Source organism: Pseudomonas sp. LPB0260, assembly GCF_013388395.1.
The window spans coordinates 4,392,605-4,415,872 of sequence record NZ_CP058247.1 but is presented as its reverse complement, the minus strand read 5'-3'; the positions used below and the strand labels follow the sequence as shown (position 1 = coordinate 4,415,872).

Below are 23,268 nucleotides of genomic sequence, written 5' to 3'. Positions count from 1 at the left end.
TAGACGGCGAATGGCCGCGGCGCCAGCCGCGGGTCGCCGTTCGGCATGTTCAGTCGGCCAGGCGCGCGGCCAATTCCTCCAGGCTGGCGACCTGCAGATCGGGCTCTGTGCCCCAGGGGTCGAACCGCGCCTTGGCGCTGCGCCGGACCCAGGCCGTGCGCAGCCCGGCATGGCCGGCGCCGAGCACGTCGAAGGGGTTGCTGGAGACCAGCCAGGTGGCCTCGGCCGCGCTGCCGGTGCGGCTCAGCAGGTGCTGGTACACCGCCGGGTCCGGCTTGAAACTGCGCACCTCCTCGACGCTGACGACATCCTGAAAATACCCGGCCAGGCCGGCCTGCTGCAGCAGGGCGCTGACCGCCTGGTGGCTGCCGTTGGAGAAGGCGTACAGGCGCGCGCCCTGCTGCTGCAGCTGCCGCAAGCCGGCAGCGCTGTCGGCGAAGGCCGGCAGGCTCGACCAGGCGTCCAGCAGCTGCTGTTGCGCCTGGGCGTCGAGCGGCGCCTGGCTGCTGGCGCAGGTGAAGGCCAGGGCCTCGCGGGTGCACTGGGAGAAGTCCACGTAGGCGCCCATCAGGCCGCGGCGAAAGCTGTATTCCAGCTGCTTGTCGCGCCAGCGCTGGTAGAAGTCCTCGGCCTGCTCGCCGAGCCATGTGCGCAACTGGCGGGTGACGTCGCTGGGGTCGATCAGGGTGCCGTAGACATCGAAGGCCAGGCAGGGAGTCATGGGCAATACCTCGGTTGTGAATCCGGCTTCAGGGTTGCAGAGTCAGCCGCAGGCGACACTTGGCCATTGGTCGCAGATCGCGGGTGGTCGGTCGGCGACACAAGCTGTCGGCCGACCCCGGCACGCTGGGCGAACTGGTAACCTAGCCCGATTGAACGGAAGCGACCCTGCCCGATGCTCAGCCTCTACCATGCCCCCGACCTGGAAACCCTCGGCGAACTGGCCACCACCCTGCTCGCGCAACCGTTGCGCGAGCCGTTCGCCGCCGCCCAGGTGGTGGTGCCGAGCCAGGGCATCGGCCGCTGGCTGACCCTGGAATTGGCGCGCAAGCAGGGCATCGCCATGCAGTTGGACGTGCAGCTGCCGGCCAAGTTCGTCTGGGAGCTGTCGCGCCAGGTGCTCGGCCAGTTGCCGGAGCAGTCGGCATTCTCCCCCGCCACCTTGACCTGGCGGCTCTACGACTGGCTGTGCGAGCCGGCCCGGCTGGCCGAGGCGCCGCGCCTGGCGCACTACCTGGAGGGCGGCGACGAGCGCCGGCGGCTGTCGCTGGCCGGCAAGATCGCCGACGTGTTCGACCAGTACCTGCTGTACCGCGACGACTGGCTGGCCGCCTGGGAGCGCAACGAGTTGCTCGGCCTCGGCCCGGACGAAGCCTGGCAGGCCCTGCTGTGGCGCGAGCTGACCCGCGATGGACACCCGCACCGCGCCCGCCTGCTCGAGGAGCTGCTGCGTCGCCTGTACGCCGATGAGCCCATCGCCGGGCTGCCCGAGCGCCTGCTGCTGTTCGGTATCAGCGCCTTGGCACCACACCACCTGCGCGTGCTCGACGGTTTGGCGCGGCACACGCAAGTGGTGGTGTTCGCCCTCAACCCCTGTCGCGAGGCCTGGGGCGAGATCCGCGACATCCGCGAGCTGGCGAAACAGCCGGAGGCCAGCCCGGACGACTGGTACCTGGACGTCGGCCACCCGCTGCTGGCCAGCCTGGGCAAGCAGGGCCGGGACTTCTTCGATTCGCTGTTCGCCCTGGCCTCCAGCGAGGGCGCCGAGGAAACCGGCATCTACTCGGAAGACGCCGACCTGCACGATGGCAGCCTGCTGCAGGCCCTGCAGAACGACATCCTGCGCCTGCGCACCCGCGCCCCCGAGGAGCGCCTGCTGCTGCGCGAGGACGACCGCTCGCTGGAGGTGCACATCGCCCACTCGCCGCTGCGCGAGGTGGAAATCCTCCACGACCAGCTGCTGACCCGCTTCGCCGCCGACCCGGCCCTGACCCCGGACCAGGTGGTGGTGCTGACCCCGGACATCGAGCGCTACGCCCCCTATATCGAGGCGGTCTTCTCCGCCAGAGGCGGCGCCCCCCGCGAAGCCGTGGGACGCAGTGGCGCGGCGTATATTCCCTTCACCCTGGCCGACCGCAGCCTGCGCGCGGAAACCCCGCTGATCGAGGCCTTCCTCGGCCTGCTCGCCCTGCCCGACAGCCGTTTCACCGCGGAGGAAGTGCTGGGCTGGCTGGAGCAGCCGGCCCTCGCCCGCCGCGCCGGCATCGAGGCCGAGGACCTGAGCCTGCTGCGCGACTGGCTGCGCGAGGCCGGCGTGCGCTGGGGCCGCGACGCCGGCCACCGCGCCCAGCTCGGCCTGCCGGCCGATGCCGCCTTCACCTGGCGCCAGGGCCTGGACCGCCTGCTGCTGGGCTTCGCCGCCCCGCCGCAGCTGGCCGGTGAGGGCGCGCCGCTGCTCGGCGACAGCTGGCCGCTGGATGCCCTGGAAGGCGGGCGCGCCCAGCTGCTCGGGCGCCTGGCCGCCTTCGTCGAGCGCCTCGCCGCCCTGGCCCGGGACCTGCAGCGGCCGCGGCCGCTGGCCGAGTGGGCGCAGACCCTGGTGGCGCTGGTCGACGCGCTGTTCGACGAACGCGAGGCCGGCGATACCCTGCTGCTGCTGTCCAAGGCCTGCGCGGCGCTGGCCGAGCAGGCCGAGGCGGCCGGCATCGAGCGGCCGCTGGAGCTGGCCCTGGTGCGCCAGCAGCTGACCGCCGCGCTGGAGCAGGGCAGCGGCGCCTCGGGCTTTCTCTCCGGCGCGGTGACTTTCTGCACCATGGTGCCGATGCGCAGCCTGCCGTTCCGCCAGGTCTGCCTGCTCGGCCTGGACGACGGCGCCCTGCCGCGGCGTACTCCGGCCGCCGGCTTCGACCTGATCGCCCAGAAGCCGCGGCGCGGCGACCGCGCGCGGCGCCTGGACGACCGCTACCTGCTGCTCGAGACCCTGCTCTCGGCGCGCGGCGGCCTGTACCTGAGCTACGTCGGCCGCGACCCGCGCAGCAACGCCGAACTGCCGCCCTCGGTGCTGGTCTGCGAGCTGCTGGAGGTGGTCGACCTCACCGCCGCGTGCGCCGACGGCGGCGCCGCCAGTGCCCACATCACCCTCGAACACCCGCTGCAGCCCTTCGCCCCGGACAACTTCGCCGCCGGGCGCCGGGCCGGCTTCGCCGCGTCGTGGTTCCGCGCCGCCCAGCGCCTCAGCGAGCCGGTGCAGGCGCAGCCCGAGCCCTTCGCCAGCGCCCTGCCCGCGCCCGGTCCGGACGGGCCGGGCGGCGATCCGCTGACCCTGGAGCCCAGCCAGCTGATCCACTGCTTCAAGCACCCGGCGCGCTACCTGCTGGAGCAACGCCTCGGCCTACGCCTGGCGCAGAGCGAGGAAGCCCTGGCCGGCGACGAGCCGTTCAGCGTCGAGTGGACCAGCACCCATGGCCTGCGCCAGCTGGCGCTGCAGGCCATCGAACGGGGCTGGAGCGAGGCCGAGGAACGCGCGGTGGCGGCCGCCTCGGGCTGGCTGCCGGTGGGCGAGCTGGGCCAGGCCCATTGGGGGCAGATCCGCGGGCCGATCCGCGCCTTCGCCCCGACCCTGTTCGACGAGCGTCCCGACGACGTGGCGCAACCGCTGCTGGTCGACCTCGAACTGGCGGGCGTGCGCATCCACGGCTGGCTCGACGGGGTCACGCCCGACGGCCTGTTCGACTACCGCCTGCGCGATCTCGGCGCCTGGGAGCTGGCGCCGTTCTGGCTGCGCCACCTGCTGCTCAACTGCGCCGCCAGCCCGGGCATCGCCCGTGACAGCCGCCTGTTGTCGCCCAAGAGCGAATGGCGCCTGGGGCCGCTGGCCGATGCCCGGCAGCTGCTCGAACCCTGGCTGGAGGCCTACAAGTCGGCGCTGTGCGAGCCGCTGCCGGTGCTGGCCAAGTGCAGCTACGGCTTCGCCAAGAAATGGCGCAAGCCCGGGCGCAAGGAACCGATCGACGCGGCGCGCAGCGAGGCGCGGCTCATGTGGCAGGGCAACGACTTCATGACCGGCGAGAGCCAGGACCCCTGGAACGCCCTGGCCTTCCGCGACCGCGAGCCGCTCGACGAACGTTTCGAGGCCCTGGCCGAGCAACTCTACGGCCCGGCCCTGGATGCCCTGCAGGGCGAGGAGGACGACGCATGAGCAGCGCCACCCTGGACCTGCTGCAGGACAGCTTCGCCGGCCGCTCGCTGATCGAGGCCAGCGCCGGCACCGGCAAGACCTGGACCCTCACCGCGCTCTACGCCCGCCTGCTGCTGGAGAAGCGGCTGTCGGTGGCGCAGATCCTGGTGGTCACCTACACCACCGCGGCCACCGCCGAGCTGCGCGAGCGTATCCGCCGGCGCCTGGCCGAACTGCTGGCGGTCTACGAGCAGGGGCCCGGCGCGGACGAGCTGCTCAACCGCCTGCACGCCCAGTACCCGGATGACGCCAGCCACCGCCGCCTGCTCCTGGCGGTGCACGGTTTCGACGAGGCGGCGATCTTCACCATCCACGGCTTCTGCCAGCGCGCCCTGCAGGATGCCGCCTTCGAGGCCGGCGGCGATTTCGACAACGAGCTGACCCAGGACGACCGCGAGGTGCTCGACGCCCTGCTCGCCGATCTCTGGCGCCATGAGCTGGCGCTGGCCGAACCGGAGTGGGCGGCCTTCCTGGTGCAGCACAAGCTCACCCCGCAGCGCCTGCGCCAGCGCCTGCGCAGCCACCTGGGCAAGCCCTACCTGCGCATCGAGCCGGCGCCGGGTGCATCCAGCGACCTCGGTAGCCTGCGCGCCGCCTGGCAGCAGGCGCGCGCCGCCTGGCAGCGTGACAGCGGCGAGTGGCTGGAGCGGCTCAAGGCCTTCGACGGCTTCAAGGGCAACATGGTCGACGCGACCAAGCTGGGCGCCTGGCAGCAGGCGCTGGACGGCTATTTCAGCGACGCCGCCGCGCTGTTCGCCGGCCTCGACGCGCTGCCGCGGCTGTCCCGCGAGGGCTTGCTCAAGGCCTGCAAGAAGGGCGCGGCGTTGCCGCCGAGCCCGCTGGGCGATGCCTTGCAGGGGCTCTGCGAGGCGCTGGAGGCGGCGCGCCCGCAGGCCGAGCAGCGGCTGATCGACCTGCAGGTGCGGCTGATCGGCCAGCTCAACCAGCAGCTGCCGCAGCGCAAGGCGGCGCAGCGCCTGCTGGCCTTCGACGACCTGCTCAACAAGCTGCAGCAGGCGCTCTATGGCGAGGGCGGCGAGCACCTGGCCGGCACCCTGCGCGCGCAGTATCCGGTGGCGCTGATCGACGAGTTCCAGGACACCGACCCGATCCAGTACCAGATCTTCCGGCGCATCTATTCGAGCCCCGACGCGGCCGGCGACGCGGGCGGCAGCCAGGGCGGCGACCTGTGCTTCGTCGGCGACCCCAAGCAGGCCATCTACGCCTTCCGCGGCGCCGACCTGGCCACCTACCTGCAGGCGCGGCGCGAGGCGGCGCGCCAGTACAGCCTGGCCACCAACCACCGTTCCACCCCCGAACTGATCGCCGCGCTCAACCAGCTGTTCGACCGCCCCATGCCCTTCGCCGAGCCGGGCCTGGAGTATCCGCCGGTCGGCGCCAGCCCGCGGCCGCGGCCGCGGCTGGTGCTGCCGGACGAGGACCAGGCGGCGCCGCTGGCGCTGGTCTGGCTGGACGACGAACACCTCGGCAAGGGCCAGGCCGGCGCCCTGGCGGCCCGCGACACGGCGCGGCGGATCGCCGCCGTGCTGGCGGCCAGCGGCCGCGGCGAGGCTTATTTCGAAGAAGAGAACCCTGCGGAGTCCGTGCAAAGCGTCGCGAGCACCGTGAGAGCAAGGAAGGATCGCAGCGACAAGCGAGACAGTACTGAAGGTACGGCGAGCTTGGTGCGAGAACCTGACGCAGCTATCGCGGGGCGCAGCAGCTTTAAGCGGACTCCGCTGGCCGGCGGCGATATCGCCGTGCTGGTCGCCAGCCATCGCCAGGCCGCCGAGGTGGCCGCCGAGCTGGCCGCGCGGGGGGTGCCCAGCGTGCGCCGCGGCAAGGAAAACGTCTGGCACAGCGAGGAGGCCGAGGCCCTGGCCGCGGTGCTCGCCGCCTATGCCGAACCGGGCCGCGAGGGCGCCCTGCGCTATGCCCTGGCCACCCGCCTGCTGGGCCGCAGCGCCCGCGACCTGGCCGCCTGCCAGGACGACGCGCGGGCCTGGGACGAGGAGCGCGAGGCCGCCGAACGCTACCACCAGCTGTGGCAGCAGCAGGGTTTCATGCGCGCCTTCCGCGCCTGGCTCGACGAGCAGCGGGTGGCCGAACGCCTGCTGGCCCTGGCCGATGGCGAGCGCCGCCTGACCAACCTGCTGCACCTGGCCGAGCTGCTGCAGGCCGAGAGCCTGCAGCGCCCGGGCCTGGAGCAGCTGCTCGCCTGGTTTGACGACCAGCGCCGCGCCGAGGCCCATGGCGAGGATGCCCTGCTGCGCCTGGAAAGCGATGCCGAGCGGGTGCAGATCGTCACCATCCACACCTCCAAGGGCCTGGAGTATCCGCTGGTGTTCTGCCCCTTCCTGTGGGACGGCGCCCTGCTGCGCAAGCAGGAGGACATCAGCTGCCACGCCGACGACGGCACGCCGCTACTCGACCTCGGCGGCGAACGGCTCGACGAACATCGCCAGCGCGCCCGCCAGGAGCGTTTCGCCGAGCGCCTGCGCCTGACCTACGTGGCTCTGACCCGGGCCCGCGATCGCCTGTGGCTGCACTGGGGGCCGGTGGACTGCAAGGCGAAGAAGGACGGCAGCCTCGGCGAGGAGGGCCTGCACAGCAGCGCCCTGGCCTGGCTGCTGCACGGTCGCCAGCTGCCGGGCGAGGATGCCCTGGGCGAACTGGCGGCGCACCTGCAACAGCTGGGCCCGGCGGCGTTGCGCGGCGAGCTCGAGGCGCTGGTCGCCGCCAGCGCCGGCAAGATGGCCCTGCAGCCCTTGCTCGAACAGGAGGCCAGCGCCGCCGGCGAGCGCCGCGCGCCGGCCCCGCAGGGCCTGGCCAGCCTGCAGCGCAGCCTGCACAGTGCCTGGCGCATCGGCAGTTTCTCCGGCCTGGCCGCCGGCCTGCACCTGGAGGCGCCGGACCGCGACGGCCTGGTCATGCCGGATGCCGGCGAGCCGGGCAGCGGCTTCTTCGCCTTCCCCCGCGGCGCCCGTGCCGGCACCTGCCTGCACGCCATCCTCGAGGACTGGGCGCGGGGCAAGGGCGCGCTGAGCGAGCTGGTCGAGCCGGCGCTGAGCGGGCACGGGATCAGCAGTGACTGGCGCGAGGTGGCGATCGCGCAGCTGCAGACGGTGCTCGACGCCGACCTGGACGGCAACGGCCTGCGCCTGTCCGCCCTGGAGCCGACGCGGCGCCTGCCCGAGCTGGGCTTCACCTTCCCGGTGGCGAATCTGTCGGTGCAACGCCTGCGGGCGATACTCGCCGACCCGGACCATGGCCTGCCGACGGCGATGCGCGAGGCCGCCGCGCGCCTGGAGTTCGACGACCTCAAGGGTTTCCTCAAGGGCTTTATCGACCTGACCTTCGAGCATGACGGGCGCTGGTACATCGCCGACTACAAGTCCAACTGGCTCGGCCCGGATGCCAGCTACTACCAGGGTGAGCGGCTGGTGCAGGCCCTGGCCGGCGAGCACTACTACCTGCAGTACCTGATCTACCTGGTGGCGCTGCGGCGCTTCCTGCGCCAGCGCCTGGCCGACTTCGACGACAGCCAGCTCGGCGGCGCCTATTACCTGTTCCTGCGCGGCATGCCACAGGCCGGGGTGTATTTCGCCCGCCCGGCCGACAGCCTGCTGGACGCCCTGGATCGACTGTTCGAGGGTTTGCACTGATGCCCGAGCGCATTCAAGCCGTAGGGTGCGCCGCGCGCACCACTGCAGGCGTTTTCACTGTGCATCGCCCAAGCGGCCCCGCGGCACCCGATAGGAGGGTTGCATGAACCTCGATGACCTGCCTTTGGGCCCGCTGGAGCGCGCCCTGGTCGACAGCCTGCGGCGCCTCGAGGCCGACGCCGAGCCGCTGGTGCTGCTGTCCGCGGCGCTGCTGTGCAGCGCCCTGGACGAGGGCGACGTGTGCCTGCCGCTGGCGCGCCTGGCCGGCCGGCGGCCCTGGCCCGAGCATGACTGCGTGCTGCCGGCCCTGGACGACTGGCGCAAGCGCCTCGAGGCCTCGTCCCTGGTCGGCGCAGCGGGCGATTTCACCCCGCTGATCCTCGACGGCGAGCGCCTGTATCTTGCGCGCTATCACGCCTACGAACGGCGCCTGGCCGAGCAGCTGCTGAGCCGCGCCGGCGATCGCCCGGCGGTGGATGAGGCCCGCCTGGGCGAGAGCCTGGCGCGGCTGTTCGCCTTCAACAGCCAGCAACCCGACTGGCAGCGCCTGGCCGCCGCCCAGGCGGTGCGCCGGCGCCTGGCGGTGATCTCCGGGGGGCCCGGCACCGGCAAGACCACCACCGTGGTGCGCCTGCTCGCCGCGCTGCTGGAGCAGGGCGACCAGCGCCTGGCCATCGGCCTGGCCGCACCCACCGGCAAGGCCGCGGCGCGCATGGCCGAGGCGATCCGCGGCGCCAAGGCGGCGCTGCCGGTTGACGAGGCGATCAAGGCGGCCCTGCCGGAAGAGGCGCGCACCCTGCACCGCCTGCTCGGCAGCCGTGGTGATACCCCTGCCGTGCGCCATCACGCCGGCAACCCCCTGGCCCTGGATGTGCTGGTGGTGGACGAGGCCTCGATGGTCGACCTGGCGCTGATGGCCAAGCTGGTCGATGCCCTGCCGCCCGGCGCCCGGCTGATCCTGCTCGGCGACAAGGACCAGCTGGCGGCGGTGGAGGCCGGCGCGGTGTTCGCCGAACTGTGCGAGGGCCGCGGCTTCGATGCCCAGGCGGCGGCCGAGCTCGAGCGCATCACCGGCCAGCAGGTGGCGGTGGAGCAACCCACCTCGGCCCTGGGCGATGCGGTGGTGCTGCTGAGCCACAGCCACCGCTTCGCCGGCGACAGCGGCATCGGCGAACTGGCGCGACGGATCAACGGCGGCGATGTCGCCGGCACCTTCGGCCTGTTGCGGGAGAATCGTGGCGACCTGGCGTGGATCGCCGAGCCGACTCCGCAGGCCCTGCTCGAGCGCCTGGAGCAGGGCTACGCGCCCTTTCTCGGCGCCGCGCGGAGTGGCGATCCGGCCGCGGCCTTCGCCGCCTTCAATGCCTTCCGCGCCCTGTGCGCCCAGCGCGAAGGGGCCTGGGGGGTGAGCGGCATCAACGAGGCGCTGGAGGCGCGGATCAAGCGTCGCGCCCAGGTCGCCAGCCGCGATCGCTGGTACGTCGGGCGGCCGGTGATGGTGCGGCAGAACGACTACGCCCTGGGCCTGTTCAATGGCGATATTGGCATCTGCCTGCACGGCGAGCACGGTCTGCGGGTCTTCTTCGAAGGAGAGGGCGAAGGCGAGGACGGCTTCCGCCCCTTCGCCCCGGCACGCCTGCCCAGCCACGACAGCGCCTTCGCCATGACGGTGCACAAGAGCCAGGGCTCGGAGTTCACCGAGGTGCTGCTGGCGCTGCCCGAGCAGCCCAGCCCGCTGCTGACCCGCAGCCTGTTCTACACCGGCATCACCCGGGCCAAGCAGCGGGTGGAGATCTGGGGTCTGGCCCCGCGCCTCGGCGAGGCGGTAGCGACCCGCGCCGAGCGGGCGGCGGGCTTGGCCGAGCGCCTGGCGCGGCGCCCCGCGACCCCGGCAGAGGAGTCGACAGTCGTGGCCACCGGTCAGCTGGGTTTGTTCGACTGATCGCAGTATCAGCACTTCGGTCGATGGGGGCGGCGAGGAATGGTGCGTACACTCGAGCGATACGAACGGACTCTGCCGGCTGGCGGGTTCGTTGCCCGATGGTTTCGAGGAGTGCAGGGTTATGCGGGGTCGTGTGCTGTGTAGCGGCTTGTTGAGTCTGTGTTTCTGCGGCGCGGTGTGGGCCGAGGTCGACAAGGTGAGCCTAGTCACCGGGGACGGCTATGCCCCCTTCACCAGCCAGGAGCTGCCCGGTGGGGGCCTGCTAACGCAGATGGTCGAGCAGGCCCTGGGCCAGGAGCACGTCGCCATCAGCCTCGATTGGCTGCCTTGGAGCCGCGGTCTGCAGATGACCCAGCAGGGCAAGTACGATGCCACCTTCCCTTATCTACGCTCTGAGGCGCTGGCCGAGCATTTCCTGTTTTCCGAACCGCTGCTGATGGTCAGGCAGCACCTGTTCAGCCGGGCCGGCACCGCCTACGAGGTCGACGACCTGTCGACCCTGAATGGCGCGCGCTTGTGCTATCCGCTCGGCTGGCAACTGCCCGTTGCGATTCAGGCACTGGTCGAGCAGCGCCGGATGATTCGTCATGCACCCAAGGGCTTGAACGAATGCGCCCGGCTGTTGCTGCTCGGGCGCGACGATTTCTTCATCGCCAATGGCCCCATTGGGGCCGCCGCGCTCAGCGCCACCGGTCAGCCCGCCAGCCGCTTTCGCCGCTCGCAGGGCAGTTTCGGCGAGACCAGCCTGCATGTCATCGTTTCGCGTGAACACCCGCACGCCGAGCAACTGCTGCAGACCATCAATAAGAGCCTGGCGCGGTTTCGCGATGGCGACCGCTTCCAACGCCTGCTCGGGAGCTATCTCGAGGCCCGCGACCGCCAGGCTCAACGCTGAGCCCTGGGTTCAGGCCGCCAGCAGCATCAGCACCAGCGGCAGGCTGGCCGCCGCCAGCAGGGTCTGCAGGGTGATCAGGCCGGCCATCAGCTGGCTGTCGCCGCCCAGCTGGCGGGTCAGCACATAGGCGGTCGGCGCCGTCGGCAGGGCGAAGAACAGCACCAGCACGCTGCTTTCCACGGCCGGCAGGTCGAGGCCGTAGGCCACCGCCCAGGCCAGCAGCGGCATCGCCAGCAGCCGTAGCAGGCTGTTCCAGCCCAGGGCCGGAATCTCCCCACCCAGTTGCTCGGGCTTCAGCGCCGCGCCGACGCAGAACAGGCCCAGCGGCAGGCTGGCGGCCGCCAGCAGGCCGAGCAGTCGCCCGGTGCCGCCGGGCAGGCCGAGGCCCGCGAAGTTGACCAGGGCGCCACCGAGGCAGGCGAGGATCAGCGGGTTCTTGAGGATCGGCAGCAGCAGGCTGCGGGCGCTGACGCCGCGCTCGGCGGTCAGCGACCAGACCGACAGCACGTTTACCGTCGGCACCATCAGCGCCAGCATCAGCGCCGCCAGGGTCAGGCCTTCTTGGCCGAACAGGCTGGCCACCGCGGCCAGGCCCAGGTAGGTGTTGAAGCGCAGGGCGCCCTGGGTAAAGGCGCCGAAACGCGCGGCGCGCCAGCCGCGCAGACGGCGCGTGAGCAGCAGGGCCAGCCAGGCGATGCCCAGGGCGAGCATCACCGCCAGGGCCAGGCGCGGCAGCGCCGGGTTGTCCAGCGGCGCGTTGGCCAGGCTGCTGAACAGCAGGGCCGGGAACAGGATGAAGTAGTTCAGCCGCTCCGCGCCGGGCCAGAAGGCTTCGTTGGGAAACGCCCAGCGGCGCAGGTAGTAGCCGGCGACGATCAAGGCAAACAGGGGCCACAGGGCCAGCAGCAACTCCAGCACGACAGCCTCGTCCGCAGAAAAGCGGCCATATTGGCCAGGGGCGCGCGGCGGCGCAAGGCCGCTGTCGCTGGCGGCAGGCCGTGAGGGTGGCCGGCTTCAGGGCAGTTGCAGGCCGCCGCCGGCCTCGTGCAGGGCGCGCAGCCGGCTGCGCAGTTCGCCCAGATTGGCCTCGGCGGCCTGCAGTTCGGCCAGCAGCGCCGGCTCCAGCAACTGGCGCACCTCGCGGTCGAGGTCGTCGCTGAGGCGGCGCAACTGTTGCTGGCGGGCCTGGCTCTCGGTCTGCAGGCGTTGCCACTCGCCGGCCTGGGGCAGGCCGTAGCCGCCGTCGAGCAGTTCCGCCGGGCGGCTGAGAAAGCCGCTGTTGGCGAGGATCTGCTGCAGCGCGCCGCCGGCCCGCTGCAGGCTCGGCTCGGCGCTGCCGGGCTCGCCCAGATAGCGCTGCTTGAGCTGGTCCTGGGCCAGCAGCAGCTGGCGGCGCAGGGCCGCCTGCTCCAGCAGCAGCAGGGCGGCGCTGGCGCGCAGGTCGGCGCGGGCGAACCAGGCGCGCCGCTCCGCGGCGGGCAGCTGCAGCCAGTCCTCGACCCGCCGCTGGCTGATCGGCAGGCGCTCGCCCAGCACCTTGAACATGGCCTGGTAGCGTTCGCGAAAGGAGTCGAAGCGATAGCCCAGGCGCAGGGCCTCGCGCGGATTGTCGAGCACGCTCGGCTCGGCCAGCCCGCGCGCGACCAAACCGTCGAGCAGGCCGTTCGGCAGGATGCTGTCGAAGGCTTGCAGCGCCGGGGTCTGGATTCCGCTGCGCAGCAGCTTGAGGGTCTCCACCGCGCAGTTGTTGGCGATGAAGTAGTAGTCGCCGTCGTAACTCCAGTGCTGCTCGGCGGCGCGGGTGACCAGCGCCTCCAGCTGCGCGCGCTCGAGCTTGAGCGGCACCGAGGCGAGGCTGCGCAGCTCGACCTTGGTGTATTCCTCGATCACCTGGGCCAGGGGCAGGACGAACAGCCGCGAGGGGTAGGCGCCGGTCAGGCCGTCCCAGGTGGACAGTTGCAGGTCGCCGACGAAGGCGCGGTAGGACAGCACCAGGTGCTGGTCGAGGTCCAGCCGGCAGGCCGGCCCCCGCGGCCGGCCGGGGGCGCAGATCACCAGGCGCAGCATGCTGTGGCCCCAGCGGCTGGCCCAGGCCTGGTTGGCCTCGGCGAGCAGGTAGTCGACCTGGTAGACCCGCTCGGGGTCCAGGCTGGCCAGGGGCTGTCGGGCGAAATCGCGGCCGGCGTTGAGGTAGGCGTAGCCGTTGGCGCAGGGTTGGGAGTGCGGCGGCGTCCAGGCGAAATGGGCACGGAAGTAGCGCGCCAGCGAGGGCCGGCGGCAGGCGTAGCCGGGGTCGAGGAGGAAGTACTCGAGGTTCACTGCTACGTACTCGCGCGGATTGCGCAGCTCGTAGACATCCGGGCTACGCGCCAGCTGGGCGTTGTCGCGCTCGCGCTGGCCGCGGCTGCCGACCCGCTGCGGCCAGCCGGCCAGGTCGAGCAGGTAGGGATCGTCGCTGAGGGTGAAGCGCCGGGCCGCCTGGCCGCGGCAGTCGGCTGGCTGGCCGACCGGGCCAAGGCTGGCGGCGAGGCGGCGGCAGCGTTGCAGCTGGCGGCGTTCGGCGGCTGGCCAGAGGCGGGCGCGGTCGTACAGGTGGGCGAGCTCGTGCACCAGGGTCGCCAGCAGTTCGCGGCGCAGGGTGCCGTGGCTGCGCCCGCTGGACGCGCGGGCAGCGCTGCCGTCGCTCAGGGCCGGCAGCAGCGCGGCGTTCAGCTCGATGCCGGTGAAGCGTCCGGCGCGACCGTAGACCTGTCGCGGCATCTCGCGCCAACGCACCGCCACGCGGCGGTCGAGCCCCTGAAGCAGGCGCGGGGGCAAGGCGGCGACGGCTTCGTTGAGCAGGTCGAGGCTGGCCTGGCGCTGCCCGCTGTCGAGCGCGTCGCCCTCCAGCGCCAGGCTTAGCGCGGCGTGACCGACGCCGCTGGCCAGCAGCGTCAGGGCCAGCAGCCAGCCGCGCAGGATGTTCACTGCGCCAGGATGGCTTCGGCCAGCTCCAGGTCGGAGGCGGCCTGGGCTTCGGGCACGCGGCTGCGAATGGCGACGAGCGCCGCCTGCAGATGGGCGCCGCGAATCGCGCCCTGGCTGGCGACGAAGCTGGCGGCGTCGTCGCGGGCTTCGATCACGACCTTCATGTCGCGGATCGAGGTGGTGGTGTCCGAGGTGAAGTCGAGGCTGCGATCCAGCGCGCGGACCAGGATGTTGCTGGTGGCGACCAGGGTCTGCGCCTGGGCGCTGCCGACGGAAAGGGCGAGGCAGGCAAAGGCGGCAAGCAGCGGGCGATGCATGGAGGATCTCCGGGAGGCGAGCGGTGGTTATTGGACGCGGGGCGGCGGGCGCGGTTCCAGCGCCAGCCTGGCGGCGGCAAGGCTAGCCGAATGCGTGTCGCCCGGCCAGAGGCATCGCGGCACGGCTGCTGCGGTGCCCGAGAGGGGGGCGAAGCGGATTCAGAGGCTGAGGATGGCCCTGGCCAGTTGCAGGTCATCGGCCAGCAGCGTGGGGTGCTGTTGGCGGATGTGCGCCAGAGCCGCTTCCAGGTGCACGCCGCGGATCTGTCCGGCGCTGGCGACGAAGCTGGCCGCGTCGTCGCGGGCGTCGAGTACCACCTTGTCATCCCGCAACGAGGAGGTGGCATCCGAGCTGGCGTCCAAGGTGCCCACCAGGGCATTGCCGATGGCATCGGTGGTGCCGACGAAGCTGGAGGCCGCCGCACCGCCGCTGATCAGCAGCAGCGCGCTCAGGCCGAATAGAGCAATGGGGTTCATGGTGCGGACTCCCGAGAAGTCGTCGCCAGGCTCGGCGATCGACTGTGTGCGATCGCCCTAAGCCTAGCCCAGCGACGCCCCCGCCGCACCACGGCTCAATGCCAGAAGGCCTTGTCCAGCTCGCCGCGCCGCTCGCTCGGGGAGATGCCGGCGTCGGACAACAGGCGGTCATCGAGGGCGGCCAGCTGCCGGCGGGTACGGGCGTTGCGCTGCCAGAGGGCGAAGGCGGCGCGCAGCTGGCTGAGCCATTGCGGCTGACTGGTCTGGCGGGTCGGTGAGGTGCTGCTGAATGTGTGCTCCATGGCGCTGACCTTCCCGCGTCCGGCGGGGGTGGGGTATGGAGCACCATGGTCGCGCCGTGGAGGAGCGCTTTGCAGCTACAGCGGGGTTTAATTGTACTGGTCCAGTATTGCGCTGATTGAATCTGTTCTGCTGGTGGCCGCGCCAACTGTACCGCCGCAGCCGGATGCCTGGTCCTGAAACGACAAGACCCGCCGACGCTGAGCGTGGGCGGGTCTTGTCTGCGAGCGCGGTCGGCTATTCGCCGCGGCGCTTAGCGCCAGAACGGCTTGCGCAGTTCGGCCTGGCGCTGGCTTTCGCTGATGCCGGCGTCGGCCAGCAGGCGGGCATCCAGGCGCGCCAGTTGGCGGCGGCTGACGATGCGGCGCTGCCACAGCAGCAGGTTGGCGAGCAGACGCAGGGGCTGGGAACCGGCGGCGTTGGCGGTGCTGTTGTCGTAGAACAGGTCGGAACTGAGTGTACGTTCCATGGTGACATCCTTCCGCTTGTGGCGGGTCTAGAGAGTGTTTTGACTGGAGGCCATTTTCCGCTCCTGGCCAATAAATCAGTAGTCACAGCTGATACTGATTGTTCGGCTATTAGATAGCTCGCTTTGTAACTGTTGCAGTTGTTTTGGTAAAAACTGTAACGGCCGTAAGTGAAATATCGTGTTTATGTGAAATTGGCAGTGGATTCATCTGATTTTTAAGCTGATATTCAGCGACTATCTATAGGTACAGTTTCAAATTGACTGCTATGTGTGCCTGACCTGGAGTTCAGCTTTTACGCAAAACGGCACCTGAAACGGTGCGGCTCTGTATCTCTATGAAATGCTTGAGAAAAACCCTCAGGCATGAAAAAGCCCGGCGCGGGGCCGGGCTTTTTCATCGAGTGCTGGCGGCGGGTCAGTCGACTGCCTTGACCATGTCCTCGATCACCTTCTTGGCGTCGCCGAAGACCATCATGGTCTTGTCCAGGTAGAACAGTTCGTTGTCCAGGCCGGCGTAGCCGCTGGCCATCGAGCGCTTGTTGACGATCACGGTCTTGGCCTTGTAGGCCTCGAGGATCGGCATGCCGGCGATCGGCGACTTCGGATCGTTCTTCGCCGCCGGGTTGACCACGTCGTTGGCACCGAGCACCAGCACCACGTCGGCCTGGCCGAACTCGGAGTTGATGTCGTCCATCTCGAACACCTGCTCGTAAGGCACTTCGGCCTCGGCCAGCAGCACGTTCATGTGGCCGGGCATACGGCCGGCAACCGGGTGGATCGCGTACTTCACGTTGACCCCGCGATGGGTCAGCTTCTCCGCCAGCTCCATCAGCGCGTGCTGGGCGCGGGCCACCGCCAGGCCGTAGCCGGGAACGATGATCACGCTGTCGGCGTTGGTCAGCAGGAAGGCGGCGTCGTCACTCGAGCCGGACTTCACCGGACGGGCTTCCTGGGCGCCGGCAGGACCGGCGGCATCCGCCGCGCCACCGAAACCGCCGAGGATGACGTTGAAGAACGAGCGGTTCATCGCCTTGCACATGATGTACGAGAGGATCGCGCCCGAAGAGCCGACCAGGGAACCGGCGATGATCAGCATCGAGTTGTTCAGCGAGAAGCCGATACCGGCCGCCGCCCAACCCGAGTAGCTGTTGAGCATCGACACCACCACCGGCATGTCGGCGCCACCGATCGGGATGATGATCAGCACGCCGATGACGAAGGCCAGGGCCACCAGGATGGCGAAGGAGGTGAGGTCACCGGTAAAGGTGTACACCAGGCCGAGGCCGACGATCGCCAGGCCGACCGCCAGGTTGAGCATGTGCTGGCCGGCGAACTGTACCGGTGCACCCTGGAACAGGCGGAACTTGTACTTGCCCGACAGCTTGCCGAAGGCGATCACCGAACCGGAGAAGGTGATGGCACCGATGGCCGCGCCGAGGAACAGTTCCAGGCGGTTGCCGGAGGGAATCGCATCGCCCAGGGCGGCGACGATACCCAGGGACTGTGGCTCGACCACGGCGGCAATGGCGATGAACACCGCGGCCAGACCGATCATGCTGTGCATGAAGGCGACCAGCTCGGGCATCTTGGTCATTTCCACGCGCTTGGCCATGACGGTACCGACGCTGCCGCCGATCAGCAGGCCGACGATGACGTAGCCGATGCCGGCGGTGGCCAGCTCGGCGCCGAGCTTGTAGATCAGGCCAACGGTGGTAACGATGGCGATGGCCATGCCGACCATGCCGAACAGGTTGCCGCGCCGCGAGGTGGTCGGGTGCGACAGGCCCTTGAGCGCCTGGATAAAGCAGATCGAGGCGACGAGGTAGAGAACAGTGATCAGGTTCATGCTCATGGTCAGTGCTTCTCCGCAGCCGCTTTCGGCGCCTTCTTCTTGAACATTTCCAGCATGCGTCGGGTGACCAGGAAGCCACCGAACACGTTGACCGCGGCCAGGGCCACGGCCAGGGTGCCCATGGCCTTGCCCAGCGGGGTGACGGTCAGGGCAGCGGCCAGCATGGCGCCGACGATGACGATCGCGGAAATCGCGTTGGTCACCGCCATCAGCGGGGTATGCAGGGCCGGGGTGACGTTCCACACCACGTGGTAGCCGACGTAGATCGCCAGGGCGAAGATGATCAGGTTGTAGATGCCATCGGAAATCATATCCATGTGCGCGTCTCCCCTTAGCCGTTGTTGCGGACGACCTGGCCGTCGCGGCACATCAGGCACGCGGCGACGATGTCGTCTTCGAGGTTGAGGTGGAACTGGCCGTCCTTGTCGATGACCAGCTTGAGGAAGTCCAGCAGGTTGCGCGCGTACAGCGCCGACGCATCGGCCGGTACCATTGCCGCCAGGTTGCTGTGGCCGACGATGGTCACGCCGTGCTGGATGACCACCTGCTCGGCGACGGTCAGCGGGCAGTTGCCGCCCTGGGCCGCGGCCAGGTCGATGACCACCGAACCGGGCTTCATCTCCTGCACGGTGGCTTCATGCAGCAGGGTCGGTGCCTTGCGGCCCGGGATCAGCGCGGTGGTGATGACGATGTCGGCCTGCTTGGCGCGCTCGTGCACGGCCTTGGCCTGGCGCTCCATCCACGACTGCGGCATGGGCCGGGCATAGCCGCCGACGCCCTGGGCGCACTCGCGCTCCTCATCGGTCTCGAAGGGCACGTCGACGAACTTGGCGCCGAGCGACTCGATCTGCTCCTTCACCGCCGGACGCACGTCCGAGGCCTCGATCACCGCACCCAGGCGCTTGGCCGTGGCGATGGCCTGCAGGCCGGCGACGCCGGCGCCGAGGATCAGCACGCGGGCGGCCTTCACGGTACCGGCGGCGGTCATCAGCATCGGCATGAAGCGCGGGTAGTGGTTGGCGGCGAGCATCACGGCCTTGTAGCCGGCGATGTTGGCCTGCGACGACAGCACGTCGAGGCTCTGCGCGCGGGAGGTGCGGGGCGCCGCTTCGAGGGCGAAGGCGGTGATGCCGCGGGCGTTCATCCGCGCGATGGTTTCGTTGCTGAACGGGTTGAGCATGCCGACCAGCACCGCGCCAGTCTTCATGTGCGCCAGCTCGCTTTCGCTCGGCGCCACCACCTTCAGCACCAGGTCGGCGCCGAACGCCGCTGCGTCGCTGCCGATCGAGGCACCGACGGCCGCGTAGGCGCTGTCCGGAATGCTGGCGCTGACCCCCGCGCCGCTCTGTACGGTTACCTGATGGCCTTGGCCGATCAGCTTCTTGATGGTCTCCGGCGTCGCGGCCACCCGCGTCTCACCGGCTTGGGTTTCGAGAGGAACACCGATGTGCACTTCTTTTCTCCTGCGTGATCTTTTTAGTGGACCGGCGCACTGCGGGTGGCACGCGGGCATTGGGGAGGATCAGCACAAAACCGCCCGAGCAGTCGCTTCTCAAGGGGCGGGCGCGGCATTTTGCAGGCGAAGCACCAGGCCTTCAAGAAGTTCTGGAGCAAAACCTTGCGATAACTACAGGTCATAGCGTGACCAGCTGTTCTGCATTTCCGAGCGCCAGCCGATGGGCTGGGCCTTTCAGACGGTACAGGCGGTTTTTTTCAGATAATGGCGACATTGCCGTGGGCGCGGCTGTCTGAGCGCGACATTTTCCTGTCCGTTTATCGTCAGCCCAGAATCGTCGGGGCTTGGACGAGCCTTTCTGTGCAGGAAATCGAACATCGGCAAGGGTAGCGGTGGGGCGAAGTGTAGCGCCAGTATTTGCTGACTACGGGGTCAACTATGCTGCAGGTCCGAGTCCAGCGGCCCCGCGCTGGCGACGATGACGCAATCGGCAAACAGGATGTCGCCGCCCAAGAGCCTAACTACATGCGCGGTCCCGGCGCAAAGCCCTATCGCAGGTCGCTGGCCGCGGCATAATGTCGCGCCTCGGCCACCAGCCAGTCCCGAAAGCTCTGCAGCGCGGCGGATTCCACCTTGCGCTCGGGAATCATCAGGTAATAGGCCTTGTCGCTGCGGCAGGCATGTTCCAGGGCCAGCACCAGACGGCCCTCGGCCAGCTCGCGCTGGATCAGGAAGGGCGGGATCAGGGCCACGCCCATCTCGTGCATGGCCGCCTGGGCGAGCATGGAGAACAGCTCGTAGCGCGGCCCGCTGAGGTCCCTGGCCACGTTCATTCCCAGCGAGCCGAACCACTGGCGCCAGGCATAGGGGCGGGTGGTCTGCTGCAGCAGGGGCAGTTCGGCGATCCGCTCGGCGCTCAGCTGCTGGCGCCCGGCGAGCAGCGCCGGGCTGCACACCGGCATGGGGTTCTCGCGCATCAGCAGGTGCGAGTCGGTGCCGGACCAGTCGGCGTCGCCGAAGTAGATCGCCGCATCGAACGGCGTGTCGGCGAACAGGAACGGGCGGGTGCGGTTGGTCAGGTTGACCGTGACCTGGGGGTGCAGGCGCTGGAAGTCCTTCAGCCGCGGCAGCAGCCACTGGGTGCCGAAGGTAGGCACCACCGCCAGCTCGATGCTCATCGCCCCCTGCTGGCCCATTACCGCCAGGGTGTCGCGCTCCACCGCATCCAGTTGTGAGGCCACCCGCCGGGCATAGGACTGCCCGGCCTCGGTCAGCTTGACCCCGCGCCGCGAGCGACGGAACAGCTCGATGTTGAGGAATTCCTCGAGGCTGGCGACCTGGCGGCAGATCGCGCTCTGGGTCAGCGCAAGTTCTTCGGCGGCCTTGGTGAAGCTCTGGTGGCGGGCGGCCGACTCGAAGGCGACCAGGGCAGCGGTGCTGGGGATCTTGCGGCGCATCTGTGCGGCCCTCTCACTTTATTCTGCTGGTTTAGGCGATCAAAACTATCGCGAAGTGATAAAACCGCACAACAGCGTGCGAATAACTCGTTTGCCCGGCCTGCCATTGGCGCCTAGGATCAATGCCATCTCTGTTGCAGGCGAGCGGCGCTCGTCCTGCGGCGTCACCGACCCCACTCGAGGTTCCCGGCATGGCCAAGGCAAGTTTCAACTGGATCGACCCGCTGCTGCTCGACCAGCAGCTGACCGAAGAAGAGCGCATGGTGCGCGAAAGTGCCCAGCAGTTCGCCCAGGACAAGCTGGCGCCACGGGTGCTGGAAGCCTTCCGCAACGAACAGACCGACCCGGCGATCTTCCGCGAGATGGGCGAAACCGGCCTGCTCGGCGCGACCATTCCCGAGGCCTACGGCGGCAGCGGGCTGAACTACGTGAGCTACGGCCTGATCGCCCGCGAGGTGGAGCGCATCGACTCCGGCTACCGTTCGATGATGAGCGTGCAGTCTTCCCTGGTGATGGTGCCGATCTTCGAGTTCGGCAACGAGGCGACCCGGCAGAAGTACCTGCCCAAGCTGGCCAGCGGCGAATACATCGGCTGCTTCGGCCTGACCGAGCCGAACCACGGCTCCGACCCGGGCGCCATGGTCACCCGGGCGAAGAAGGTCGACGGCGGCTATCGCCTGTCCGGCAGCAAGATGTGGATCACCAATTCGCCAATAGCGGATGTATTTGTGGTCTGGGCCAAGGATGACGCCGGCGAGATTCGCGGCTTCGTCCTGGAGAAGGGCTGGCAGGGCCTCTCCGCGCCGGTGATCCACGGCAAGGTAGGCCTGCGCGCCTCGATCACCGGCGAGATCGTCATGGACAACGTGTTCTGCCCGGAAGAGAACGCCTTCCCCGAGGTGCGCGGGCTCAAGGGCCCGTTCACCTGCCTCAACTCCGCCCGCTACGGCATCAGCTGGGGCGCCCTGGGCGCCGCCGAGTTCTGCTGGCACACCGCCCGCCAGTACTGCCTGGACCGCCAGCAGTTCGGCCGCCCGCTGGCCGCCAACCAGCTGATCCAGAAGAAGCTGGCCGACATGCAGACCGAAATCACCCTGGCCCTGCAGGGCTGCCTGCGCCTGGGGCGGATGAAGGACGAAGGCACGGCGGCGGTGGAAATCACCTCGATCATGAAGCGCAACAGCTGCGGCAAGTCCCTGGACATCGCCCGCATGGCCCGCGACATGCTCGGTGGCAACGGCATCAGCGACGAGTTCGGCGTGGCCCGCCACCTGGTCAACCTGGAGGTGGTGAATACCTATGAGGGCACCCACGACGTCCACGCGCTGATCCTCGGTCGCGCGCAGACCGGCATCCAGGCGTTCTTCTGAAGCTAGGGTGCGCCGTGCGCACCCCGCTTTGACGGCGCTGCGCACAGCCGCTATCAGATCGCCCTAAGGGTTAGCTCGCCTGGCGGCTAACCCAACCCACGTCCTGTTTGTTGTCGGTGCGCGTGGCGCACCCTACGGAGTTTCCATGCCCGGCGCCCTGTCCCATATCCGCGTGCTCGACCTGTCCCGTGTGCTCGCCGGGCCCTGGGCCGGGCAGATTCTCGCCGACCTCGGCGCCGAGGTGATCAAGGTCGAGCGCCCCGGCAGCGGTGACGACACCCGCCATTGGGGCCCGCCCTTCGTCAAGGATGGCGAGGGCAACGACTCGCGCGAGGCGGCCTACTTCCAGGGCGCCAACCGCAACAAGCAGTCGCTGACCCTGGACTTCACCCAGGCCGAGGGCCAGCGCCTCGTGCGCGAACTGGTGCAGAACTGCGACGTGCTGCTGGAGAACTTCAAGGTCGGCGGCCTGGCCGCCTATGGCCTCGACTATGCCTCGCTGAAGGCGCTCAACCCGCGCCTGATCTACTGCTCGATCACCGGCTTCGGCCAGACCGGGCCCTACGCCAAGCGCGCCGGCTACGACTTCATGATCCAGGGCCTCGGCGGCCTGATGAGCCTGACCGGCCGCCCCGAAGGCGAGGAAGGCGCTGGCCCGGTCAAGGTCGGCGTGGCCCTCACCGATATCCTCACCGGCCTGTATGCGACGGTCGGCGTGCTGGCCGCGCTGAACCAGCGCGAGCAGTCGGGCATCGGCCAGCATATCGACGTGGCCCTGCTCGACGTGCAGGTGGCCTGCCTGGCCAACCAGGCGATGAACTACCTGAACACCGGGGTCGCGCCCCAGCGCCTGGGCAACGCCCACCCGAACATCGTGCCCTATCAGGATTTTCCCTCGGCCGACGGCAACTTCATCATCGCCGTGGGCAACGACGGCCAGTTTCGCAAGCTTTGCGCGGTCGCCGGCCTTCCGGCTTTGGCCGACGACCCGCTTTTTTCCACCAACAAGGCCCGCGTCGCCCACCGCGCCGAGTTGATCCCGCTGCTGCGCCAGGCCACGGTGTTCAAGAGCACCGCCGAATGGATCGCCCTGCTGGAGGAGGCCGGCGTGCCCTGCGGACCGATCAACGACCTGGCCCAGGTCTTCGCCGACCCCCAGGTGCAGGCCCGCGGCCTGAAGATCGAGCTGCCCAATGGCCTGGGCAGCAGCACGCCGCTGGTGGCCAGCCCGCTGCGCCTGTCGGCCACGCCAGTGGAGTACCGCAACGCCCCGCCGCTGCTCGGCGAACACACCGAGCAGGTGCTGCAACGGCACCTGGGGCTGACGGCGGAGCAGATCGAGGCCTTGCGCGCGGCCGGGGTGATCTGAGGCGGACGCCCACCGGCGCCGCTGCGCAGCGGGTGCGATGCAGGCTTTACAGCATATGCGCGAACTCATATATTCGGTTACCCATATATATTCGGCGTCCGACCTCGGCGGGCGCCCCTGCGAGCCCTGCCATGGCCGACCAGCCGACCCCGACCGCCCTGTTCAAATCCCTTGCCGATGACACCCGTGCGCGCCTGATGCTGCTGATCCTGGGCGAGGGCGAGCTGTGCGTGTGCGAGCTGACCTGCGCCCTGGGCGAGAGCCAGCCGAAGATTTCCCGTCACCTGGCGCAGTTGCGCAGCGCCGGCCTGCTGGCCGATCGGCGTCAGGGGCAGTGGGTCTACTATCGGCTGCATCCCGAGCTGCCAGACTGGGTGCAGGCGCTGCTGCGCACCACGCTGGAGGCCAATCGGCCCTGGCTCAGCCCCGCTGCCCAGCGTCTCGAGACCATGGGCGAGCGCCCGCAGCGGGCGGCGGCCTGTTGCTGAGCGGCGC

At 69.6% G+C, this 23,268-nt stretch carries 18 protein-coding genes; 7 read left to right on the top strand and 11 right to left on the bottom strand.

From position 1 onward, the window contains the following. Window positions 1-49: 49 nt before the first annotated feature. Window positions 50-721 (bottom strand): haloacid dehalogenase type II, encoded by a 672-nt coding sequence (locus LPB260_RS19650; RefSeq protein WP_208707479.1) that lies wholly within the window; start codon window positions 719-721, stop codon window positions 50-52. Window positions 722-895: 174 nt separating this feature from the next. On the opposite strand from LPB260_RS19650, the gene recC reads away from it, so the two are divergent. The 4 genes from recC to LPB260_RS19630 all read left to right on the top strand — a co-directional run bounded on the left by recC (window position 896) and on the right by LPB260_RS19630 (window position 10,739). Continuing rightward, window positions 896-4,198 (top strand): exodeoxyribonuclease V subunit gamma, encoded by a 3,303-nt coding sequence (recC, locus tag LPB260_RS19645; RefSeq protein ID WP_208707478.1) that lies wholly within the window; start codon window positions 896-898, stop codon window positions 4,196-4,198. Then, a complete protein-coding gene (locus LPB260_RS19640; protein WP_208707477.1) occupies window positions 4,195-7,902 on the top strand; it encodes a UvrD-helicase domain-containing protein in 3,708 nt (1,235 codons plus the stop codon). The genes recC and LPB260_RS19640 overlap by 4 nt, the downstream gene beginning before the upstream one ends. Window positions 7,903-8,005: 103 nt before the next feature. Then, complete coding sequence (gene recD / locus LPB260_RS19635; RefSeq protein WP_208707476.1) at window positions 8,006-9,844, top strand: exodeoxyribonuclease V subunit alpha; 1,839 nt, start codon at window positions 8,006-8,008, stop codon at window positions 9,842-9,844. A 121-nt stretch (window positions 9,845-9,965) separates the two neighbouring features. Then, the gene (locus tag LPB260_RS19630) at window positions 9,966-10,739 is read left to right on the top strand and encodes an ABC transporter substrate-binding protein (RefSeq protein ID WP_208707475.1); all 774 of its coding nucleotides are present in this window, start codon (window positions 9,966-9,968) and stop codon (window positions 10,737-10,739) included. A 9-nt stretch (window positions 10,740-10,748) separates the two neighbouring features. Here the strand turns inward: LPB260_RS19630 and LPB260_RS19625 are convergent, their stop codons facing one another. The 10 genes from LPB260_RS19625 to LPB260_RS19580 all read right to left on the bottom strand — a co-directional run bounded on the left by LPB260_RS19625 (window position 10,749) and on the right by LPB260_RS19580 (window position 20,034). Further along, a complete protein-coding gene (locus tag LPB260_RS19625; RefSeq protein WP_208707474.1) occupies window positions 10,749-11,657 on the bottom strand; it encodes an AEC family transporter in 909 nt (302 codons plus the stop codon). 96 nt (window positions 11,658-11,753) lie between these two features. Further along, entirely contained in the window at window positions 11,754-13,706 is a 1,953-nt protein-coding gene (locus LPB260_RS19620) for a DUF4105 domain-containing protein (protein ID WP_208707473.1), read from the bottom strand. After that, window positions 13,703-14,023 carry a DUF2388 domain-containing protein gene (locus LPB260_RS19615; RefSeq protein WP_208707472.1) on the bottom strand — a complete coding sequence of 107 codons (321 nt, stop codon included), beginning with the start codon at window positions 14,021-14,023 and terminating at the stop codon, window positions 13,703-13,705. Before LPB260_RS19615 ends, LPB260_RS19620 begins: the two co-directional genes overlap by 4 nt. Window positions 14,024-14,182: 159 nt before the next feature. Further along, entirely contained in the window at window positions 14,183-14,500 is a 318-nt protein-coding gene (locus tag LPB260_RS19610) for a DUF2388 domain-containing protein (protein WP_208707471.1), read from the bottom strand. A gap of 95 nt (window positions 14,501-14,595) precedes the next feature. Next, window positions 14,596-14,802, bottom strand: coding sequence for a DUF1127 domain-containing protein (locus tag LPB260_RS19605; RefSeq protein WP_208707470.1), 207 nt, complete (start codon window positions 14,800-14,802; stop codon window positions 14,596-14,598). 251 nt (window positions 14,803-15,053) lie between these two features. Next, entirely contained in the window at window positions 15,054-15,269 is a 216-nt protein-coding gene (locus LPB260_RS19600) for a DUF1127 domain-containing protein (protein WP_208707469.1), read from the bottom strand. A 415-nt stretch (window positions 15,270-15,684) separates the two neighbouring features. After that, a complete protein-coding gene (locus tag LPB260_RS19595; RefSeq protein ID WP_208707468.1) occupies window positions 15,685-17,121 on the bottom strand; it encodes an NAD(P)(+) transhydrogenase (Re/Si-specific) subunit beta in 1,437 nt (478 codons plus the stop codon). Between the two features lie 2 nt (window positions 17,122-17,123). Next, window positions 17,124-17,438: an NAD(P) transhydrogenase subunit alpha gene (locus LPB260_RS19590; protein ID WP_192328256.1), complete on the bottom strand. Its 315-nt coding sequence runs from the start codon at window positions 17,436-17,438 to the stop codon at window positions 17,124-17,126. 14 nt (window positions 17,439-17,452) lie between these two features. Beyond that, window positions 17,453-18,574, bottom strand: a complete 1,122-nt coding sequence (locus LPB260_RS19585) for a Re/Si-specific NAD(P)(+) transhydrogenase subunit alpha (protein WP_208707467.1) — start codon at window positions 18,572-18,574, stop codon at window positions 17,453-17,455. 551 nt (window positions 18,575-19,125) lie between these two features. After that, on the bottom strand, window positions 19,126-20,034 hold the full coding sequence (locus LPB260_RS19580; protein ID WP_208707466.1) for a LysR family transcriptional regulator: 909 nt from the start codon (window positions 20,032-20,034) through the stop codon (window positions 19,126-19,128). 191 nt (window positions 20,035-20,225) lie between these two features. Between LPB260_RS19580 and LPB260_RS19575 the strand changes: the two genes are divergently transcribed. From LPB260_RS19575 to LPB260_RS19565, 3 genes are all read left to right on the top strand, one after another. Continuing rightward, the gene (locus LPB260_RS19575) at window positions 20,226-21,404 is read left to right on the top strand and encodes an acyl-CoA dehydrogenase (RefSeq protein ID WP_208707465.1); all 1,179 of its coding nucleotides are present in this window, start codon (window positions 20,226-20,228) and stop codon (window positions 21,402-21,404) included. A 145-nt stretch (window positions 21,405-21,549) separates the two neighbouring features. Continuing rightward, complete coding sequence (locus LPB260_RS19570) at window positions 21,550-22,773, top strand: CaiB/BaiF CoA-transferase family protein (RefSeq protein WP_208707464.1); 1,224 nt, start codon at window positions 21,550-21,552, stop codon at window positions 22,771-22,773. A 131-nt stretch (window positions 22,774-22,904) separates the two neighbouring features. Next, entirely contained in the window at window positions 22,905-23,261 is a 357-nt protein-coding gene (locus tag LPB260_RS19565; RefSeq protein WP_208707463.1) for a metalloregulator ArsR/SmtB family transcription factor, read from the top strand. Window positions 23,262-23,268 lie beyond the last annotated feature (7 nt).

What these genes read in the sequence shown, in the direction of transcription:
- LPB260_RS19605 (WP_208707470.1), bottom strand. Translation starts at nt 14,802, where the DNA reads ATGGAGCACACATTCAGCAGCACCTCACCGACCCGCCAGACCAGTCAG.
- LPB260_RS19640 (WP_208707477.1), top strand. Translation starts at nt 4,195, where the DNA reads ATGAGCAGCGCCACCCTGGACCTGCTGCAGGACAGCTTCGCCGGCCGC.
- recC (WP_208707478.1), top strand. Translation starts at nt 896, where the DNA reads ATGCTCAGCCTCTACCATGCCCCCGACCTGGAAACCCTCGGCGAACTG.
- LPB260_RS19590 (WP_192328256.1), bottom strand. Translation starts at nt 17,438, where the DNA reads ATGGATATGATTTCCGATGGCATCTACAACCTGATCATCTTCGCCCTG.
- LPB260_RS19600 (WP_208707469.1), bottom strand. Translation starts at nt 15,269, where the DNA reads ATGGAACGTACACTCAGTTCCGACCTGTTCTACGACAACAGCACCGCC.
- LPB260_RS19595 (WP_208707468.1), bottom strand. Translation starts at nt 17,121, where the DNA reads ATGAGCATGAACCTGATCACTGTTCTCTACCTCGTCGCCTCGATCTGC.
- LPB260_RS19565 (WP_208707463.1), top strand. Translation starts at nt 22,905, where the DNA reads ATGGCCGACCAGCCGACCCCGACCGCCCTGTTCAAATCCCTTGCCGAT.
- LPB260_RS19570 (WP_208707464.1), top strand. Translation starts at nt 21,550, where the DNA reads ATGCCCGGCGCCCTGTCCCATATCCGCGTGCTCGACCTGTCCCGTGTG.
- LPB260_RS19580 (WP_208707466.1), bottom strand. Translation starts at nt 20,034, where the DNA reads ATGCGCCGCAAGATCCCCAGCACCGCTGCCCTGGTCGCCTTCGAGTCG.
- LPB260_RS19615 (WP_208707472.1), bottom strand. Translation starts at nt 14,023, where the DNA reads ATGCATCGCCCGCTGCTTGCCGCCTTTGCCTGCCTCGCCCTTTCCGTC.
- LPB260_RS19650 (WP_208707479.1), bottom strand. Translation starts at nt 721, where the DNA reads ATGACTCCCTGCCTGGCCTTCGATGTCTACGGCACCCTGATCGACCCC.
- recD (WP_208707476.1), top strand. Translation starts at nt 8,006, where the DNA reads ATGAACCTCGATGACCTGCCTTTGGGCCCGCTGGAGCGCGCCCTGGTC.
- LPB260_RS19630 (WP_208707475.1), top strand. Translation starts at nt 9,966, where the DNA reads ATGCGGGGTCGTGTGCTGTGTAGCGGCTTGTTGAGTCTGTGTTTCTGC.
- LPB260_RS19610 (WP_208707471.1), bottom strand. Translation starts at nt 14,500, where the DNA reads ATGAACCCCATTGCTCTATTCGGCCTGAGCGCGCTGCTGCTGATCAGC.
- LPB260_RS19575 (WP_208707465.1), top strand. Translation starts at nt 20,226, where the DNA reads ATGGCCAAGGCAAGTTTCAACTGGATCGACCCGCTGCTGCTCGACCAG.